The sequence below is a fragment of the Sphingopyxis sp. YR583 genome (genome assembly GCF_900108295.1).
Taxonomy (GTDB): Bacteria; Pseudomonadota; Alphaproteobacteria; order Sphingomonadales; family Sphingomonadaceae; genus Sphingopyxis.
Genome location: NZ_FNWK01000002.1, coordinates 738,648 through 755,200, shown reverse-complemented (window position 1 = coordinate 755,200; position 16,553 = coordinate 738,648). Strand labels below are relative to the sequence as shown.

Here is a 16,553-nt window from a genome sequence, read left to right as displayed (position 1 = left end):
CTATGCCGGTGGAAATCGACCCCGACGTTCACGACGAATATTGGAGCGACATTCGAGGCCGAGCCGTTGGGCAATGACCGCTAGCGGTCGTTTCCGGTCGTTGCCTTATACGGCGCCAAGCGACGCTTTTATCGCGTCCCACACCTGCGCCAGCTCGTCGGCGGTGATGCAATAGGGTGGCATGACATAGAGCGTGTTGCCGAGCGGGCGGAGGAGGACGCCTTGGTCGCGATAGAAGGCGATCAGGCGCGGGGCGAGGTTCGAGAGATAGCCCGAGTCCGGCACGACGATGTCGAGCGCCGCGATGGTGCCGAGGCGGCGGGGGTTTTGGGCGCGCGGGTCGTGGCTGAGCAGCGAAAGATGCGCCGCCTGTGCGTCGGCGAGGGTGTCGATGCGCTGCTGGACGGGCTCGTCGCGCCAGATTTCGAGATTGGCGTTGGCGGCGGCGCAGGCGATCGGGTTCGCGGTATAGCTGCTCGAATGATAGAAGGTTTTGCTGCGGTCGGTCGAGAAATGGGCTTCGAAGATCGGTTCGATGCAGAGCGTCACCGCGAGCGGCATCGCGCCGCCGGTGAGGCCCTTCGACAGGCAGACGATATCGGGGATGATGCCCGCCTGATCGCAGGCGAAGCGCGTGCCGGTGCGGCCCCAGCCGGTCATCACCTCGTCGGCGATGAAGAGGACGCCATGGCGCGCGCAGATCGCGCGCATCTCGGCGAGCACCCATGCGGGGTAGATGAGCATCCCGCCGGCGCCGAGGATCAGCGGCTCGACAATGAAGGCGGCGGGCGCGCTGCCCGCTTCCTGGCCTCTGCAGGCGGCTTCTAGCGCGTCGAGCGTGGCTTGCTCCATGCCTTCGTGGGGGAAGGGGATGGTGCCGACGTCGAAGAGCAACGGCTGCCAGGCGCGGTTGTAGACGCCGCGCTCGCCGACCGACATCGTGCCGATCGTGTCGCCATGATAGCTATGTTCGAGGACGAGGATGCGGCTGCGCGGCTCGCCGATGTTGAACCAGTAGCCGAGCGCCATCTTGAGCGCGACCTCGACGCTGGTCGAGCCCGAGTCCGAGAAGAAGACGCGGGTGAGCGGATCGGGGGTGATGCGGACCAGTTCGGCGGCGAGCGTCTCGGCGGGTTCGTGCGTCCAGCCGGCGAAGATGAGCTGGTCGAGCTTTTCGGTCTGGGCGCGGATCGCGGCCATGATGCGCGGGTGCGCGTGGCCGTGGGTGGTGACCCACCAGCTCGAGATCGCGTCGATCCAGCTTTGCCCGTCGGCGGCGTAGAGTTTGGCGCCTTTGGCGTGGCTTATCAGCGGGATGGGATCGCCGAGGCCGTGCTGGGTGAAGGGGTGCCAGACGGGGGAGGTGGGGGTTTGCGTCATCTTTTACCTCGTCATTCCCGCGAAAGCGGGAACCCAGTGGCACCGTTGCCGGCCGAATGCCACCCTGCGGGTGGATATTTATCGCGCTGGGTTCCCGCGTTCGCGGGAATGACGAAGATTTAGAGGAAATCGGCGCGGGCGAAGTTCGCGTTGAACGCAGCAGCCAGCGTTTCGGGCGTCAGCGGATCGATGACCGGCAGGCGGCCGAGGCGGCGGACGCCCGAAATGTCGGCGATGATCGCTTCGCTGTCCTCCACCGCATCGCCGAGAAAGGCGAGGCCGTGGATCGGGACGCCGCGCGCTTTGAGCGCCTCGATCGTGAGCAGGCTGTGGTTGATCGTACCGAGCGCGGTGCGCGCGCAGACGATCACCGGCACCTGCCATTTCGCGAAAAGATCGGCGTAGAGGGTGGTGCGGGTGACGGGGACGAGCGCGCCGCCGGCGCCTTCGACGATAAGGTCGCCGGGCGGCGGCACGAGCGTTTCGACGTCAATGTTAACATCGTCAATTTCGGCGGCGAGATGCGGCGAGGCGGGGGTGACGAGGCGGTACGCCTCGGGCCGGATCGGCACCGAGGCGAGGCGCGCGACGACCTCGCTGTCGGTCTCGTCTTCGAGGCCCGACTGGATCGGTTTCCAGTAGGGGGTACTGGCCGCTTGCGCCAAAGCGGCGGAAAAGATGGTTTTCCCGATGCCAGTGTCGGTGCCGGTGACGACGAAGCGGGTCATGTCGCGGCCATCGCGGAGGCCAGCGCGTCGGCCATGTCGTCAATGTTAACTTCATCAACATTGAGCGTGATCGCGATGCGCAGGCGCGCGGTTCCCTGCGCCACCGTCGGCGGCCGGATGCCGCGGATGTCGAAGCCGGCTTCGCGGAGGCTGCCCGCGATGCGCATCGTGCGGTCGTTGTCGCCGATGATGACGGGGAGGATCTGCGTGCCGCTGGCGGGGATGCCGAGCGGCACGAGACGTTCGGCGGCGTGGCGGACGAGGGCGTGGAGGCGCGCCTGTCGTTCGGGCTCGTTCGCGACGATCTCGATCGCCTGACGGACGAGCCACGCCATCAAGGGCGACGGCGCGGTCGAGAAGATGAACGGACGGCCGCGGTTGACGAGGAAGTCGGTGGCGATCGCAGGGGCGCAGAGCAGCGCCCCCTCGGCACCGAGCGCCTTGCCGCAGGTGTGGAGGATGACGAGGTTGTCGCGGCGCGGCAGGCTGTGCGCGAGGCCGGCGCCGCCGGCGCCGAATACGCCGGTCGCATGGGCTTCATCGACGACGAGCACCGCGTCGTAACGGTCGGCGACGGCGGCGAGATCGGCGAGCGGGGCGCGGTCGCCGTCCATGCTGTAGAGGCTCTCGACCGCGATCCATGGGGTGCCCGCACCGCCCCCGGCGCGCCAGCGCGCGATGATGTCGGCGAAGGCCTGCGCGTCATTGTGTGCGGCGGCGACATGGCCGGCGCGGCCGAGCTTCATCCCGTCGTGCGCGCTTGCGTGGATCAACTCGTCATGGACGACGAGGTCGCCGCGCTGCGGAAGCGTCGCGAAAAGCGCGGCGTTCGCGGCGAAGCCGGTCGCGAAAAAGAGCGCCGCCTCGCTGCCATAGTGGCGCGCGGCGTACGCTTCGAGCGCTTCATGCTCGCCATGGTTGCCGCGGAGCAGGCGCGAGCCGCCCGAGCCGGCGGGGAGGCCGCGCTCGATGCCCGTGGCGAGCGCGGTGCGGAGCGCTTCGCTGTCGGCGAGGCCGAGATAGTCGTTCGAGGCGAAGTCGCGCCCCGCGCGCGGCGCGAGGGTGCGGCGGCGGCCGTCGCGCGCGAGCGCCTCGAGATTGGAGCGATGGGCGGTGAAGGGAGAGGTCGCCATGATGTCTTTCGGGCTAGGGTGGCGAGGCGGCGCTTGGCTGCCCCTGCTTCAGCGCCTGCCGTTCTTCGGCGGTCAGGCGGTGTGGCTCTGCGATCGGTTCGAGGGTCTTTGTGTCGAAGAGCGGCGATCGGCGCCGGTCGCCCGATACGATGTCCTTGATCATCCGCGGGAAAAATCGCCGCATCAAGGTGCCCATGCTCATTTTGCGAAGATCGCGGGTGTCGCCGATGCCGTCGGCGGTGAAGAGATGGCCGCGCGGCGGGCCGACGAGCCGGTCGCGCGTCGCCGGATCGCAGGCGGCGAGCTGGATCGTGATGTAGGGGACTTTGCCATTCGCATAGCTGTTGAACAGCGGCGTCCGGCAGCATTCGGCGTACCAGCGCAATGTCGGCTTGTCGGTCAGATGGACGCAGGCGAGCCGGTCGCGGCCGGTGCCGATCCGCACGCGGGCGCAGCGGGTCTGATAGAGCGCGGTGCCGCCGTGTGCGTCGAGTATCCGTTCGGCGTGGCCGAGATGGCGGGTGAGGTTCTGGCAATCGGTGCAGTGGCAGACGACATGGTCGCCCTGATCGGGGCCGACGCTAAGCATCGTCCCGGTCACGGTCCCGCAATCGCAGGCGAAGGAGAGGTCGGATGCCATGACCCGGCCCTAGCTCCTCGCCCGCGATTGCGAAAGGCCGTCAGTTGACGTTCTTGTCGACCAGCTTGTTCTTCGCGATCCACGGCATCATCGCGCGCAGTTCGGCGCCGGTCTTTTCGATCGGGTGCGCGGCGGCGGCCTTGCGGCTGGCCTTCAGCTCGGGCTGGCCGGCCTGATTGTCGAGCACGAAGTCCTTCACGAAGCGGCCCGACGTGATGTCGGCGAGGACGCGCTTCATTTCGGCCTTGGTTTCTTCGGTGATGATGCGCGGGCCCGTCTTGATGTCGCCATATTCGGCGGTGTTCGAGATCGAGTAGCGCATGTTCGCGATACCGCCTTCATAGAGGAGGTCGACGATCAGCTTGGTTTCGTGGAGGCACTCGAAATAGGCCATTTCGGGGGCGTAACCCGCCTCGACCAGCGTTTCGAAACCCGCCTGGATAAGGTGGGTGACGCCGCCGCAGAGCACCACCTGTTCGCCGAAGAGGTCGGTTTCGCACTCTTCCTTGAAGGTGGTTTCGATGATGCCGCTGCGGCCGCCGCCGACCGCCGAGGCGTAGGAGAGGGCGAGCGCCTTGGCATTGCCGGTCGTGTCCTGATCGATCGCGATCAGGCAGGGGACGCCGCCGCCGCGCTGATATTCGCTGCGCACCGTGTGGCCGGGGCCCTTGGGCGCGATCATGAAGACGTCGATGTCCGCGCGCGGTTCGATGAGGCCGAAATGGACGTTGAGGCCGTGCGCGAAGGCGAGCGCGGCGCCGGGCTTCATATTGTCGGCGAGGTCATCGGCGTAGATTTTCGCCTGATGCTCGTCGGGGGCGGCGATCATGATGACGTCGGCCCATTCGGCGGCTTCCTTGTTCGAAAGCACCTTGAAGCCCGCGCCTTCAGCCTTTTTCGCGGTAGCCGAACCGGGACGCAGCGCGATCGCGACTTCGCGCACGCCGCTGTCGCGGAGGTTCTGCGCATGCGCATGACCCTGGCTGCCATAACCGAGGACGGCGACCTTCTTGCCCTTGATCAGATCCTGGTCGGCGTCGCGATCGTAATAAACCTGCATTGGAAAACCCCTTCTAGTCCTGTGGCCCCGCGCGGGGGTGAATTGATGTGGGAGAGTGGGCCGAAGCCCGATGTTAACGGTGTTTACAGCGCCTCCGACCCGCGGGCGATGGCGACGACGCCGGTGCGGCCGACCTCGACCAGCCCGCATTCGCGCATCAACGCGATGAAGCGGTCGACCTTGTCGCTGTTCCCGGTGATTTCGAAGATGAAGCTGGTGAGCGTCGTGTCGACCACCTTGGCGCGGAAGACGTCGGCCATGCGCAGCGCCTCGATCCGCTTGTCGCCGGTGCCCGCGACCTTCACGAGCGCGATTTCGCGTTCGACATGCGCTTCGCCTGCATCGTTGAGATCGACGACGCGGTGCACGGGAACGAGCCGGTCGAGCTGCGCGATGATCTGGTCGATGATCGGCGGCGGGCCATTGGTGACGATGGTGATGCGCGACAGCGCATGATCCGAACTGATGTCGGCCACGGTCAGGCTTTCGATATTATAGCCGCGCGCGGTGAACAGCCCGGTTATCTTGGCGAGCACCCCGGCTTCGTTATCGACGGTGATGGCGAGCACATGGCGCTCGCCGGCTTCGGTCTTGATTTTCATAATGTTACACCAGTGCCTTGGCTTCGTCGTCCATCGTGCCGGTCACGTCGCTCGGCTGGAGGAGCATTTCGGTGTGCGCGGCGCCCGAGGGGATCATCGGGAAGCAATTGGCGAGTTTCGCGACGCGGCAATCGACGATCACCGGACCCGGCGTGTCGATCATCGTCTGGATGCCCGCTTCGAGCTCGCCGAGCGTGTCGATGCGCATGCCCGTCCACCCATAGGCTTCCGCGAGCTTCACGAAATCGGGCAGGCTGTCCGAATAGCTGTTCGAATAGCGGCTTTCATAGGTCAGTTCCTGCCATTGGCGGACCATGCCCATCCATTCATTGTTGAGGATGAAGATCTTCACCGGCAGGCGATATTGCGCGACCGTGCCCATTTCCTGAATGTTCATCTGCAGGCTGGCTTCGCCCGCGATGCAGATGACGAGGCGGTCGGGGTTGGCGATCTGCGCGCCGACCGCGGCGGGGAAGCCGTAGCCCATCGTGCCGAGGCCGCCGCTGGTCAGCCAGCGATTGGGCTCGGCAAAACCGAAATGCTGCGCCGCCCACATCTGGTGCTGGCCGACCTCGGTCGTGATGATCGGATCGCGGCCGCGCGTCGCGTCGAACAGCGCCCTGACCGCGCGCTGCGGCATGATTTCGGCGTCGGCTTCCTTCTTTTCAGGGAAGTCGAGGCAGCGCGTCGCGCGCCAGCCGTCGATGCGGCGCCACCATTCGCCAAGGTCGCGTGCCTTGTGGCCCTTGGCCTGCCAGCCCGCGACGAGCGCATCGAGCGCGCGGCCGGCATCGCCGACGATCGCGAGATCAACCGGCACGATCTTGTTGATCGAGCTGCGGTCGATATCGATGTGGATCTTCTTTGAATCGGGCGAAAAGGCGTCGAGGCGGCCGGTGACACGGTCGTCGAAGCGCGCGCCGACCGCGATGATCAGGTCGGCACGGTTCATCGCCATGTTCGATTCATAGGTGCCGTGCATGCCGAGCATGCCGAGCCATTTGTCGTCGTCCGACGGGAAGGCGCCAAGACCCATCAGCGTCGAGGTGACTGGCGCACCGGTCAGTTCGACGAGCTGGCGCAATGCCGCACTGGCATCGGGACCGGCGTTGATCACGCCGCCGCCGGTGTAGAAGACGGGGCGCTCGGCCGCGGCGATCATCTCGACCGCCGCCGCGATGGCATTGGTGTCGGGTTCGACCTGCGGGCGGTAGCTGTTGTGCAGGATCTTTTCGGGCACGACATAGTCGCCCGTCGCGACCTGCACATTCTTCGGGATATCGATCACCACCGGGCCGGGGCGGCCGTGGGTTGCGATATGGAAGGCCTCGTGCAGGATCGGGCCGAGGCGGTCGGGATCCATCACGAGATAATTATGCTTGGTGCAATGGCGCGTGATGCCGACGGTGTCGCATTCTTGGAACGCGTCGGTGCCGATCAGCGCGGTCGACACCTGACCCGTGAGCACGACCATCGGAATGGAATCGAGCAGCGCATCGGTGATGCCGGTGACCGCGTTGGTCGCGCCGGGCCCCGAGGTGACGAGCACGACGCCGGGCTTGCCGGTCGAGCGCGCATAGCCCTCTGCCGCATGGGTCGCCGCCTGTTCGTGGCGGACGAGGATGTGCTTGATCGTCGGGTGCTTGTAGAGCGCGTCATAGATGGGAAGGACCGCGCCGCCCGGATAGCCGAACACCGTATCGACCCCGAGGTCGACCAGCGCCTGAACCACCATGTCGGCACCACTCATTTCCGTCACGACGAAACTCCTTTCAGCAATAAAAAAGGCAGCGCTTGTGCGCTGCAACAGGCTGCGGGCAATAGGTGTATGATTCTATCCTGTCAACAGCTTAGCACGTAATATTATTGCTAATTCATTGATTGAATCGATGTTTAATGATTCCGCGTGTCGCATCCAGTCGGCGGGCGGCTGGTTGCGGAACCACGTATATTGGCGCTTTGCATATTGGCGCGTCGCGGCCTGCGTCTGGTCGAGCGCCTCGTCGCGGGTGACCTCGCCCGCGAGATGGCCGGCAATCTGGGGCACGCCGATCGCGCGCATCGCGGGCAGGTCGGGGTCGAGGCCGCGCGCGAGCAGGACCTCGGCCTCCTTGACGGCGCCGCGGTCGAACATCTGGACAAGCCGCAAATCGCACCGTTCGCGCAGCCAGTCGCGCGGGGGCAAAAGGATCAGCGGGGCGAGGGCGATCTGGTCCGCGATCCCGCCCGCGATCGCCCGTTGCCAGTCGGCGAGGGTGCGGCCGGTCGAGCGCACGACCTCGAGCGCGCGCGCGATGCGGGTGGTGTCGGCCGCGTTCAGGCGCGCGGCGGCCGCGGGGTCGGCATCGGCCAAGGCGGCGTGCGCGTCGGCAACGGGCAGCGCGCGGACGGCCTCGCGGATATCGGGGTCGATTTCGGGAACGGGGGCGATGCCATTCAATAGCGTGCGCATGTGGAGGCCGGTGCCGCCGACGAGGACGGGAATTCGCCCCGCGGCGTGCGCCTCGGCGATCACGCCGCGCGCCTCGTCCGCCCATCGCACGGCATTATGCGGGTCGGCGGCGTCGATGTGGCCGAAGAGGCGGTGCGATATGCCCTCCATCTCTTCGTCGGTCGGGCGCGCCGAGAGGATCTTGAGGTCGGCATAGACCTGACTCGCGTCGGCGTTGACGACGATCGCATCACGCCCCGCCTCGCAAAGAGATTTTGCGAGTGCGACCGCCAAAGCGCTCTTGCCGCTGGCGGTGGGTCCGGCGATAAGTGCCACGGGCAGCCGCGCACCGGCGGTCGAGAAAGAAGGAGATGCCATGTTCGTCGCGACGCTGATAGCAGCAGGAAAGCTGACCGACGAGGTGGTTCGCGAAGGGATCGACCGGCTCGCCGCGACGGGGCACGATGTCGGCGCCCCGCACTGGCTCGACGAGCATGACGCCGCCGATATCGTATTCCAGGGCAGCCTGGTCAGCGCGCGCAAGGAATTGGCGCTGATGGACCATGGCGCGCTGGATATCGTCGTCCAGCCGCTGGGCGACCGAACGAAAAAGCTGATCATTGCCGACATGGATTCGACGATGATCACCGTCGAGTGCATCGACGAACTCGCGGATTATGCCGGGCTGAAGCCGCAGATCGCGGCGATCACCGAGCGCGCGATGAAGGGCGAACTCGATTTTCGCGCCGCGCTGGAGGAGCGCGTCGGGCTGCTGGCCGGAATGCCCGAATCAACGCTGGTCGATTGCCGGATGGAGCGCGTGCGGCTGACGCGCGGTGCGCGCACTTTGGTGCAGACGATGAAGGCGCATGGCGCGCATTCGATCCTGATTTCGGGCGGCTTTACTGCCTTTGCCGGGCCGGTCGGCGAAGCGATCGGGTTCGACAAGGTGATCGCGAACGAGTTGGAGATTGCCGGCGGCAAGCTGACCGGCAAGGTGCGCGAGCCGATCGTCGATAGCGCGACGAAGCTGGAAACGCTGAAGGCCGAGGCGGCTAGGCATGGGCTGCCGCTCGCCGAGACGCTGGCGGTCGGCGACGGTGCGAACGACATTCCGATGATTACGAGCGCGGGGCTGGGGATTGGATATTATCCGCACCCGGCGGCGGGCGAAGCGGCGGCGGCGGTGATCCGGCATCACGATCTGACCGCGCTGCTGTGGGCGCAGGGTTACTCGCGGCGGCAGTGGGTGATGGGATAGGGCGCACCCCGACGCCGTAGGAGTTGGCGGATGACGAAACACCGCATCTATTCGATCAGCGTCGCGAGCGTGTATCCGCATTATATCGCCAAGGCCGAGAAGAAGGGGCGGACGAAGGTCGAGGTCGACGAGATTTTCTGCTGGCTGACAGGCTATGATCAGAAACAGCTTGAGGCCGAGCTGGCGAAGGAAACGAATTTCGAGGATTTCTTTGAAAAGGCGCCCCGGCTCAATCCCGCGCGGGAACTGGTCACGGGCGTAATCTGCGGCATCCGGGTCGAGACGATCGAGGAGCCGCTGATGAAGGAAATCCGCATTCTCGACAAGCTGATCGACGAACTCGCCAAGGGGAAGGCGATGGAGAAGATCCTGCGCGGCTGAGCGGTTGCGAACTGCCGGTCCCGCGACCCCGGATCATTATGAAATCTCAATGCGGCCGGGCGGCAATCGCTCTCGAATTTCTACGCGCCCCGGCCTTAATCATGCCGATCATGATGATCGATATTCTCCCCAATCCATTGACCCTGTCGGCGCGGCGTCCGGCCGACGCGCGCTGGCCCGCCGTCGCCGCGGCACTGGCCCATCTTCGCGCCGCCCGCCGCCGCGCGGTCCGTATCGTCGATGCCGAATGCGGCGACGGGATGCTGCTGATCGGGGCGGCGCTTCATGCACGCGCCATCGGCTTCACCGCGATCGAGGCGCGCGGTATCGGGATCGATCCATTGTGTCTGCGGCGCGCGAACAATGCGGCGGCGGCGGTGCGCGATCCCGCGATCGGCCTGCTGTTCGAACCATGCGAACTGGCGGCGGGACTGGCCGAGGAAGCGGCGTTTCCGGCGGATATCCTGCTGTGGCTGGGCGGCGCGGGGCAGCGGCCCGAGGTCGCCCGCGCCGCCGAACGTGCGGCGCAGATCGTGATCGGATGGCGCGCGCCGCGGATGGCGGCATGAGTGCCGACGAGCGCCGCTGGCGTGTCGCCGGGATCGCTGCGATGGCGGCGGGCTATGCCGTACCGCTCGCCGGATATCTGTTTTTCCCGCGCGCGGTCGAACAGGTGACGACGGTGCTGATCGGCATGCCGCTGGCGCTCGCGGGCAGCCTGCTGGCCGTACAGGGCGACCGCGTCGCGCGGATATGGCGCATCGAGCGAAGCCGGCACCGCGACCTTGTGCTGGCAATCCGGGCGCGGCGGGGAAGGCGGGGGTGAGCCGGGCTTTGTGGTTCTATATTAACAATGTTAACATGGGGCGGTGGTTTGCTCCGGAAATGTTTCCAGTGTTAACAATGCTCATGCGCCGCCCGAGATTTCTTCCGCCAGCCAGAGCTGGAATCTCTGCATCGCGTCGCTTTCGGGGCGCGACATCAGGCGGGTGAGCCAGTAGCGGCCGGCGTCGATCGTGGCGTCGAAAGGCTGGACGAGCAGTTCGGCCGCGAGCTCTCGGGTGAACATCGCGGGCGGTGCGAGCGCGATACCCTGACCCGCGGCGGCGGCGGTCGCCATCAATGCCGAGCTGTCGAAGACGGGGCCGCGGAGCACCGGAACGGGCACGCCTGCGGCGGCGAACCACAGCGCCCATTCGTCGGCGCGGTACGATCGAAGCAGGCGTTCGTGAACCAGATCGGCGGGGCCGTTGAGGCGCGCGGCGACGGCGGGGGCGCAGAGCGGCGCCAGCGGGGCGGCGAGCAGGGGTTCGGCATGGGTGCCGTGCCAGGCGCCGTCGCCGAAACGGATCGCATAGTCGAGCGCCTCGCCCGCAAGGTCGACGCGGTTGTTGTTGGTCGAGATGCGCAGGTCGATCGTGGGATGGAGGCGTGCGAAGGCATCGAGACGCGGCAGCAGCCAGCCGGTCGCGAAGGTGCCGACGACGCCGACCTTGAGCGCCTCGCGGAAGCGGCCGCCCGAATATTGGTCGAGCGTCGCGGCGACGCGGTCGAAGGCGTCGGCGACGACGGGAACGAGCGCGTGCCCCTCGTCGGTGAGCGACAGGCCGCGCGGCAGGCGGTGGAAGAGGCGCGTGCCGAGGCGGCGTTCGAGCTGCGCGACCTGATGGCTGACGGCGCCCTGGCTGACGTGCAGTTCGATCGCGGCGCGGGTGAAGTTGAGATGACGTGCCGCCGCTTCGAAGGCGCGGAGGGCGTTCAGGGGGAGCTGGGCGCGGTCCATGGTCCGTCATCAATTATTCTCATGGCTTTGTCGAGAAATGATGCTTTGTCGGGGCGCGCAGCGATTGGCATTCCGGGGGCGAAGGGAGACGAAGATGATTGCCATGATGACGATTGCCGCCTGGCTTGCCGGGGTGAGTCATGTGCCGTTGCCGCTTGTTCAGGAGGCGGATGCCGAGATGGCGGCAGGCGGGGTGGCGCCGGGCGGCGACGATCCGCTGACGCGGCCGATCGCGGCTTCGCGCGCGGCCGAATGGCTGGCGCCCGCCAAGCCCGAGAAGATTTTCGGGAAGAGCTATCTGGTCGGTTTCGGCGGGCTGAGCGTCGCGTTGATCGACACGGGCGAGGGGCTGGTGCTGATCGACGGCGCGCTGCCGCAGGCGGCGCCCGCGATCCTCGCCAATGTCCGCAGCCTCGGTTTCGACCCCAAAGACATCAAATTTATTCTGAGCACCGAGCCGCATTTCGACCATGCCGGCGGCTTGGCCGCGCTGGCGCGCGACACCGGCGCGACGGTGGTGGCGAGCGCGCGCGGCGCCGAAGGGCTGCGCGCGGGAAAGCATGCCGGGGACGACCCGCAGCTTGCCTATGGCGGAAGCTGGCCGGCGGTGACGCGGCTGCGCGTGATCGGCGATGGCGAGGTGCTGAAGCTGGGCTCGACATCGATCGCGGCGCTCGCGACGCCGGGGCACACGATGGGGAGCATGAGCTGGCGCTGGCAGGCGTGCGAGGGCGCGGTCTGCAAGACGATCGTTTTTGCATCGAGCCTGAACCCCGTGTCGGCCGACGGCTATCGCTTTACGTCGAAAGCGGGTGCGCCGATCGTCGCGGGGTTCGAGGCGAGTTATGGCAAGATGGATGCGACGGCGTGCGACATATTGATATCGGCGCATCCCGACAATGCGGGGCCGGGGCGATATAATGACAAGCCCGGCGCGTGCCGCGCCTATGCCGACCGCTCGCGCACATTGCTCGCGAAACGGCTGGCCGACGAGAAAGCGGGTGTGAAGTAGCTTTCAAACCCGTTGCTTTTCAACCTTGTAAGCCCCCGCAATCGCGCTAGTCTAGCGGCGATATTGCGGGGGCTAGACGATGACGCATATGGCTTTGCTCTTTTCCGTCCTGTCGGTTTTGAACGTGCCGCCGCCGGCAGCGCCTGCCCTCACCGATCAGCGCGCGTCGCCGCAACGGATGGTGTCGTGGACCCCCGGGACGGTGCGCTGCGACGGGGAGGCGATAACGGAAGCGGCGCTTCGTCCGGCGGTCGAAATCACATTTATCGATCCGCAACAGGTCAAAGCCATATCCTATCGCTTCGCGATCGACGCGGCGGGTCGGACGCATTCGATCGCCCGCGATGCGCGCGAGTTTTCGACGGTTGGTCAGGACATAGGTCCGTCGCTGGCGGCGAGCCGCTTTGCCGCCGGCACGAAGCGCGAAAATTGCCGGATCGAATATGCGCCGAAATTCGACCGGCTGTCGGCCGCCCCTATCGTCGATGTGATCGCCTATTCGATCAACCCGGCGGGTCGGAGGCTGCCGCAAGAAGGATGGGACCGTATCGGCGCCGTCGGCAATTGCCGCGACAAGCCGCGCCCGACCGCCCTGCTGAGCGGGCATCCCGAATTCCTGAAGCTGAAGGCGACGCCGGGCGCGCGCGACTGGTCGTTGGTCGGCTATGACACCGACGCCAGCGGACGCCCGATCAATGTCCGGATCGCCGAGGGGACGGGGAATGACGAGCTGGACGCGGCGGCGGTCGAGGCGATCCGCGTGTCGCGCTTTACCGGCGGCGCGCGGACGGGATGCCTTTATCCCTATTGGCGATCGGCGGGCAAACTCGCCGCGCCTGAGCCACCGGCCGAAGAACAGATGCGCCCGGCGAATGCGGTCTGTCCCGCCCGGATCGAATGGGCGACACGTCCCGCCACTTATTATCCGCCCGCGTATCGCAAGCGCGCGATCGAGGGATGGGCGATCGTCGCTTTCGACACCGCGCCGTGGGGCGAGGTCGGCAATGTGCGGGTTCTGGAAGCGCAGCCAGCGGCCGATTTCGGCGAGCAGGCGACGATCATCGTCCGCCGCGGCCGCGTCGCCCCCTCGACGCAGGGCGCGTCGGGATGCGTCGAAACGGTGAAGTTCGTGATGCCTGTCGATGACTCGGCCGCCGAGGAGGACGAGCCACCGGCTACCGACTGAGCCGGCCCGTCCCTATTTATCGACCACCAGACAGGCCTGACCGCTCTTGCGCGTCGTGGCGCAGAAGCTGTCGGCTTCGCCCTTGCTTGCGAAGCCGCCGGCGAGGAGGCGGGTCAGTTTGCCGCTCTTGACGAGGAAGGGCGTGCGGCCGGCGAAGGCCGGATCCTTCTTTTCGAGCGAAGCCCAGAGATTGCGGGCGTTCGCCTCGACCCCGAAGGCGCCGAGTTGTGCGCGCCAGGGGCTCGCGGTGCCGCTGTGGACGCGCGCGGGCGCCGGAGCGGCCGCGGTCGCGGTCGCGACGGGCGCGGCCTTTACCGGCGCGGCTTTGGGCTCGGCGGGGTTCGGTGCGGGCTTGACCGGTTCGGCCTTGGGCGGGAGCGTGCCGCTTGCGGGCGGTGCGGCATAGGTCGTGCCCGGCCGGCCCGCGGCGGCGACGGCATCGGCGGTCGCTTCGGCCGCGGCGGCCGCGGCGGCGCTTGCGGCGGGCGACGCGGGCACCGTAACGCTGCGGATCGGTTCAGGAGCGGGCCTGGCGACGGTGGCTGGCGGCGTGTCGATCACCGGCGGCGGCGTGTAGCTGGTGCCGGGGGTCGAGGCCGGCAGGCTGGCGACCTTCACCGGCGAGGCCGCGGGCACGGGCGTGGGAGCGGGCGGTGCGGCGGCGTTCACCGCGGCGAGGCGCGCCTGCTGTTCACCGCGCTCGATTTCGGGGAGCATCGCGAGGCCGCGCTGGCGCTGGTCGAGCGGGATCAGGCTGTCGAGCTGGGCAAGGCGCGCCGATGCGATGTCGAGCCCGGCGTCGCTGGCGCGCTTGGTGAGCGCATAGGCGCGCGGCCAGTCCTGCTTGGCAAGGTCGCCGTTGAAGTGCGCGGTGCCGAGAACATATTGCGCGCGCGGTTCGCCGCGCGCGGCGGACGCCGTGATGAAGGGCATCGCCTCTGTCCGGCGGTTCGCGGTGAAGAGCACGAGGCCGAGATTGTCCTCCGCCTGCAAATGCCCCTGTTTCGCGGCGCGCCGATACCAGGCCTCCGCCTGCACGAGATCGGCGGGAACGCCGCGGCCGAGCTTATACGCCTGACCGAGGTTGAATTGCGCATCGGCATCGCCGGCGAGCGCGAGCGGACGCCATTCGGTGACGGCCGCCTGATAATTGCCCGCCTGCCAGGCATCGACGCCATCCTTGACGTCGGCACGAGCCGCAGTCGCCAACATCGACGCCGCGATCAGCGGCAAGGCCAGCGAAATGGCGGTGCGGAATGAACGCATCTTATTCTCCAATGACTTGCGCCGCATCGGGCGGCTGCAGTCCCCGAGCGCCTTATAGCGCCAATAGGCTAACACGGTGTTAGCGACAAAAGCGGGCTCGCCGAATCTGCCCTGTTTCGGGACAGAAGCGCATTAGGGTGCTGTTTACCATATTCGCGAGGAAGTCGTTCACCCTCTTTTTATCATCGTTAACCCAATTTTAGCGCCCCGCATGGCATCCCTTCGCCGAATTTTGGATTTTCCGAGGGGGTAACGCAGTGCGCGTATTGGCATTGGCTTCACAGAAGGGCGGGTCGGGGAAGACCACGCTGTCGGGGCACCTGGCGGTGCAGGCGCAGCTCGCGGGCGCTGGCCCCGTCGTCCTGATCGATATCGATCCGCAGGGTTCGCTCGCCGACTGGTGGAACGAGCGTGAGACCGACCTTCCGGCGTTCGCCCAGACCACGGTCGCCCGGCTGGCATCCGACCTTGAAATCCTGCGCCAGCAGGGCTTCAAGCTGGCGGTCATCGACACGCCGCCGGCGATCACCATGGCGATCCAGAGCGTGATTTCGGTCGCCGAACTGATCGTCGTTCCGACGCGTCCCAGCCCGCACGACCTGCGCGCCGTCGGTGCCACCGTCGACCTGTGCGAACGCGCCGGCAAACCGCTGGTTTTCGTCGTCAACGCGGCGACGCCCAAGGCGAAGATCACCAGCGAAGCCGCGGTTGCGCTGTCGCAGCATGGCACGGTCGCGCCGGTGACGCTGCACCACCGCACCGATTATGCCGCGTCGATGATCGACGGCCGCACGGTGATGGAAGTCGACCCCAACGGCCGCTCGGCCGAAGAAATTCGCCAGCTCTGGACTTATATGAACGATCGCCTCGAGAAGAATTTCCGTCGCACCGTATTTGCCGCGCCCGCCCCGACACAGGGCAATTATGGCGCGGTTCGCCCGATGGGCGGTGGCTTTGGCCGCCGCGTCGCCGGTCAGTGACGGGGAGCACAGGAATCATGGGCGAACCCAAACCACTCGCATCGCTGAGCGCCGGACTGCTGGCCCGCAAGGGCGGAGCGCGTCCCGCCATGCGCCGCCAGCCGCTCGGCAGCGGCCCCGCGCCACTGAACAGCATGGGCTATGACGACCTTGGCTGGAACGACATGGGCTATGATGTCGACCCCGACCAGTCGGCCGAACCCGCGCGCCTCGTCGATTTGAAGCCGCTGCTCACCGGATCGGTGCTGGCGCATAATGTCGAGGCCGAACATGCGGTCGACGACAGCGCCGGCCATACGCTGGCACCCGAATTCACCGGCGACCTGACCGGCCAACTGGCCGGGATGGCCGACGATTTCGAAGCCGAGCCGTTCGAGCCGCAGATGCCCGAAGTGCCGGAAGTCGTGCGCCAGCAGGAATCGCTGATCGAACGCGTCGCGGCAGTGGCGCGCAAGGTCGAAGCGCGTCCGGCGCCAGCACCGAAGAAGGAGAAGGCGCCCCGCGCGCTGCGTGCCCGCGAAAAGGCGGCGTTCACGCTGCGCCTCGATGCCGAGCGCCATCTGCGCCTGCGCCTCGCAAGCGCGGTAACGAACCGGTCGTCGCAGGTGATCCTGACCGACCTGCTCGACGAATATCTGGCCTCGCTGCCCGAAATCGACGCGATGGCGAGCCGCCTGCCGGCCGCGCGCCCGGTGCGCGGCCAGCGCTGA

At 66.9% G+C, this 16,553-nt stretch carries 18 protein-coding genes; 8 read left to right on the top strand and 10 right to left on the bottom strand.

Annotation, left to right across the window (positions count from 1 at the left end; all coding sequences use genetic code 11):
• Positions 1-105 precede the first annotated feature (105 nt).
• The 8 genes from BLW56_RS15645 to miaA all read right to left on the bottom strand — a co-directional run bounded on the left by BLW56_RS15645 (position 106) and on the right by miaA (position 8,352).
• Positions 106-1,380 (bottom strand): adenosylmethionine--8-amino-7-oxononanoate transaminase, encoded by a 1,275-nt coding sequence (locus tag BLW56_RS15645; RefSeq protein WP_093511564.1) that lies wholly within the window; start codon positions 1,378-1,380, stop codon positions 106-108.
• A 119-nt stretch (positions 1,381-1,499) separates the two neighbouring features.
• The gene (bioD, locus tag BLW56_RS15640; RefSeq protein WP_093511563.1) at positions 1,500-2,108 is read right to left on the bottom strand and encodes a dethiobiotin synthase; all 609 of its coding nucleotides are present in this window, start codon (positions 2,106-2,108) and stop codon (positions 1,500-1,502) included.
• On the bottom strand, positions 2,105-3,241 hold the full coding sequence (locus tag BLW56_RS15635; protein WP_093511562.1) for an 8-amino-7-oxononanoate synthase: 1,137 nt from the start codon (positions 3,239-3,241) through the stop codon (positions 2,105-2,107). The genes bioD and BLW56_RS15635 overlap by 4 nt, the downstream gene beginning before the upstream one ends.
• A 13-nt stretch (positions 3,242-3,254) precedes the next feature.
• Entirely contained in the window at positions 3,255-3,881 is a 627-nt protein-coding gene (locus tag BLW56_RS15630; protein ID WP_093511561.1) for a DUF6151 family protein, read from the bottom strand.
• A gap of 40 nt (positions 3,882-3,921) precedes the next feature.
• Complete coding sequence (gene ilvC, locus BLW56_RS15625; protein ID WP_093511560.1) at positions 3,922-4,941, bottom strand: ketol-acid reductoisomerase; 1,020 nt, start codon at positions 4,939-4,941, stop codon at positions 3,922-3,924.
• A gap of 83 nt (positions 4,942-5,024) precedes the next feature.
• Entirely contained in the window at positions 5,025-5,543 is a 519-nt protein-coding gene (ilvN, locus tag BLW56_RS15620) for an acetolactate synthase small subunit (protein WP_093511559.1), read from the bottom strand.
• A 4-nt stretch (positions 5,544-5,547) separates the two neighbouring features.
• Positions 5,548-7,302, bottom strand: a complete 1,755-nt coding sequence (locus BLW56_RS15615; protein WP_177175981.1) for an acetolactate synthase 3 large subunit — start codon at positions 7,300-7,302, stop codon at positions 5,548-5,550.
• A 75-nt stretch (positions 7,303-7,377) separates the two neighbouring features.
• Positions 7,378-8,352 (bottom strand): tRNA (adenosine(37)-N6)-dimethylallyltransferase MiaA, encoded by a 975-nt coding sequence (gene miaA, locus BLW56_RS15610; RefSeq protein WP_093511557.1) that lies wholly within the window; start codon positions 8,350-8,352, stop codon positions 7,378-7,380.
• Between miaA and serB the strand changes: the two genes are divergently transcribed.
• The 4 genes from serB to BLW56_RS15590 all read left to right on the top strand — a co-directional run bounded on the left by serB (position 8,351) and on the right by BLW56_RS15590 (position 10,442).
• Positions 8,351-9,235, top strand: coding sequence for a phosphoserine phosphatase SerB (serB, locus tag BLW56_RS15605; RefSeq protein WP_093511556.1), 885 nt, complete (start codon positions 8,351-8,353; stop codon positions 9,233-9,235). The genes miaA and serB overlap by 2 nt on opposite strands.
• Positions 9,236-9,265: 30 nt before the next feature.
• Positions 9,266-9,616, top strand: coding sequence for a DUF2200 domain-containing protein (locus BLW56_RS15600; RefSeq protein ID WP_093511555.1), 351 nt, complete (start codon positions 9,266-9,268; stop codon positions 9,614-9,616).
• Positions 9,617-9,729: 113 nt separating this feature from the next.
• Positions 9,730-10,185 carry a hypothetical protein gene (locus BLW56_RS15595; RefSeq protein ID WP_093511651.1) on the top strand — a complete coding sequence of 152 codons (456 nt, stop codon included), beginning with the start codon at positions 9,730-9,732 and terminating at the stop codon, positions 10,183-10,185.
• Complete coding sequence (locus BLW56_RS15590; RefSeq protein WP_143043477.1) at positions 10,182-10,442, top strand: hypothetical protein; 261 nt, start codon at positions 10,182-10,184, stop codon at positions 10,440-10,442. The genes BLW56_RS15595 and BLW56_RS15590 overlap by 4 nt, the downstream gene beginning before the upstream one ends.
• Positions 10,443-10,523: 81 nt before the next feature.
• Here BLW56_RS15590 and BLW56_RS15585 read toward each other — a convergent pair whose 3' ends face one another.
• A complete protein-coding gene (locus BLW56_RS15585) occupies positions 10,524-11,399 on the bottom strand; it encodes a LysR family transcriptional regulator (RefSeq protein ID WP_093511553.1) in 876 nt (291 codons plus the stop codon).
• Positions 11,400-11,493: 94 nt separating this feature from the next.
• Here BLW56_RS15585 and bla point away from each other — a divergent pair, with 94 nt between their 5' ends.
• Entirely contained in the window at positions 11,494-12,411 is a 918-nt protein-coding gene (bla, locus tag BLW56_RS15580; RefSeq protein WP_093511552.1) for a subclass B3 metallo-beta-lactamase, read from the top strand.
• Positions 12,412-12,490: 79 nt separating this feature from the next.
• On the top strand, positions 12,491-13,597 hold the full coding sequence (locus tag BLW56_RS15575; protein ID WP_093511551.1) for a TonB family protein: 1,107 nt from the start codon (positions 12,491-12,493) through the stop codon (positions 13,595-13,597).
• A gap of 12 nt (positions 13,598-13,609) precedes the next feature.
• Here BLW56_RS15575 and BLW56_RS15570 read toward each other — a convergent pair whose 3' ends face one another.
• Complete coding sequence (locus BLW56_RS15570) at positions 13,610-14,863, bottom strand: SPOR domain-containing protein (RefSeq protein WP_177175980.1); 1,254 nt, start codon at positions 14,861-14,863, stop codon at positions 13,610-13,612.
• A gap of 257 nt (positions 14,864-15,120) precedes the next feature.
• Between BLW56_RS15570 and BLW56_RS15565 the strand changes: the two genes are divergently transcribed.
• Together BLW56_RS15565 and BLW56_RS15560 are read left to right on the top strand one after the other, a co-directional pair.
• Complete coding sequence (locus BLW56_RS15565; protein ID WP_062179075.1) at positions 15,121-15,843, top strand: ParA family protein; 723 nt, start codon at positions 15,121-15,123, stop codon at positions 15,841-15,843.
• A gap of 17 nt (positions 15,844-15,860) precedes the next feature.
• Positions 15,861-16,553, top strand: a complete 693-nt coding sequence (locus BLW56_RS15560; protein ID WP_093511550.1) for a hypothetical protein — start codon at positions 15,861-15,863, stop codon at positions 16,551-16,553.